Origin of the sequence: Neobacillus drentensis, from assembly GCF_036966985.1 — a bacterium.
GTDB lineage: Bacteria > Bacillota > Bacilli > Bacillales > Cytobacillaceae > Neobacillus > Neobacillus drentensis_E.
In genome coordinates, this window is record NZ_JBALSN010000205.1 from 3579 (window position 1) to 6077 (window position 2499).

1 protein-coding gene and 1 pseudogene are annotated in these 2499 nt (G+C 32.2%); both read left to right on the forward strand.

The genetic code is table 11. The annotated features are described in order from the left end of the window. Positions 1-1166: glycosyl hydrolase family 28-related protein (locus tag V7659_RS14100; protein ID WP_335540531.1), on the forward strand; the 1166-nt coding region annotated here is incomplete at its 5' end. Positions 1167-1962: 796 nt separating this feature from the next. Further along, a pseudogene (locus tag V7659_RS14105) lies at positions 1963-2142 on the forward strand (UDP-glucose 6-dehydrogenase); the annotation flags it as partial. Between the last annotated feature and the right edge of the window lie 357 nt (positions 2143-2499).

The window sequence follows — 2499 nt, forward strand, 5'->3', positions numbered from 1 at the left end:
CATTAATTATTTGCAATGTATTACTAATTTTATTGATTTTTGGATTTTTATTAAATGATTTGTTGGAAAATGAGAATAAAAATGGATTATTACAAAATTCTCTGATCAATGTAATTGATTTAGGAGCAGATCCTAGTGGAGATACTGATAGTACTAAGGCATTTCAAGATGCCATTAATTTAGCGGGTAAATCTAAAGGAATTGTTTTTATTCCTAAAGGGAAATATATTTTATCACAAATAAAAATACCATCTTATGTCGAGTTGCTTGGAACTGGAAATGATACTGTGTTAAGAATGAAAGAGAATAACAATAAAGCTTTAATTGTATTAAAATCAAAAGTTACTCAAATGGTACATTTACGAGATTTTATGATTGATGGGAATCGAAAGAATCAAACTTCTACAGAAGCAAGAGGAATTGAATTCATTAACACATCTGATTCAGTAAAAATGAGAGAATCAAGTAAGGTAGGAGAACATGATGCTCGTCATTTAATTGAAAATGTCTACATATCAGAAACTAAGGGAGATGGGTTATATATTGAGGGGCGAGGAGAAAGCCGAATTAAAAATGTTCAAACAATGAGAACTGATGGGGTAGGTATTTATTCTAATGCTTTTGACAACTGGTTTACAGATTGTTCAACAGGAGCCAGTGGACTTGATGGGATTTATATTGGTAATTTATCAGCTAATAGCCGATTTGTAAATTGTAAATCTTGGTTTTCAGGAAGAATAAATCCTGAAAGGGGAAATGGGTATTTTATTAATGCTAATCGGATTACAATTACAGGATCGGAGGCACAAGATAACAGTAAATATGGGTTTGTTTTCGCAGCAAATGATATTATTGGTTCAGGTTTAATGGCTGAGGCAAATGGATGGCATGCGAATAAAATACGACCTGATGGTACGGGATTTGTTTTATATGGGTCAAAAAATTGTAATATTCAAGGTGTAGCAGCGGATAGATTCAAAAATATTAAAAGTCATCAAACTTACGCTTTACAATTTTTAGAGGACCCAAAAGGTAATTTTGTGCAAATAACTTCTGAGGGGATGAGGTTAGGGGCATTACCAACACTGAATATTAAAAATAACAAAGTAATGATTACTGAAACTCGTTCTGATGGGTCGGTAAATAATTTTCAAAATTATAACTAAGTTTTTTGTTTGAACTATTGAAAATAAGTATCAAATTGTTTATTTAACCACCACATTTTCTACTTATATTAAAATGGAAAAGAAGGTTCTTTATTAAACAAAGTAGTCTGAATTGGCCATTCAATATGGTGAGGAGCTTGACGCAAATATTTTTATGGCTACAAATCTGGATGCAATCGATTAGGTGTAGTAGTGAAAAGCAGTTCTGTTGTATATGATGTTCTAACTGGTAACCAGATGGGTATGAAGGTCTCTTTGCTATTTTTGAAAAGTATGGTTTTTACCAGGAGTCAATTTAATTAATTACCTTAAAAGGGAAATATGAAGCTGAACAAATTGCTGGGTTAATGGAATCATTCAGAAATGAAATCTTAGGCGATGTAGCAGGAATAAAAGAGAAGCAGTGGAAGACTAAGCCACTTCTTTAAGAAAAACAGGTGGTCAGGAAAATAAGATTAACCTGCCTGCATCAATGTATTGAAGTATTATTTATCTTATGGTTCCTGGTCTGTCTGCGTCCGTCTGAGAACAGAGCCTTAGGCGAAGTTTTACTTTGGGATTAAAGGACTATGGGTGGAAGATAGCAAAATGAATTTGGTTGCTATCCAAACGGCTGTTATGAATATGGTAAATGACCGATTATCAACAAGAATATAAGATTTTCTACTGATTTTTTATTTCAACTAAGAAAGAAAGCAAGGGTATCTTTTTTCTATGCTATCAAAAAATAATATGGCGATGAACACAATTGAAAATAACAATTGCTGGAACAGGATATGTAGGACTATAGAATGCTATTCTATTAGCGCAACACAACGGAGTCATCGCCCTAGATATTATTCAAGAAAAGGTAGATATGATTAATAACTAGGAAATCCCCAATCATTGATCATGACATTGAAAATTTTTTGCATTAAAAGAGCTAAATTTAATCGCCACTACCGATAATTATAAAGTATTCAAAGAGGCTGAGTATAAACTGAACATCATTTTATTCTATTGATATTTATATTACTAATGAATCATTTGAATAACTAATTTAATCCAACCGAAAAACGCAAACCATAATGGAACACTTAAAGTCGTCCCACACAATAATCCTAATAAAAGATTCCCTTGCGTGTCCATGAAATCCACTCCTATTGTTAGTTGTAGATAAATCTGGTGATGCACGGTTCTATTTTTTAGTATATGTAAACGCTTTCAGTTTCTTTTCTATATGATACCCAAATAAGGGTGGAGAATAACGCAGAAATATGTAAATGATATACTAAATATTTCGACAAATTTGCTTATTAGACTTTTTATCCCAATGGGGGCCAATCTATTATTT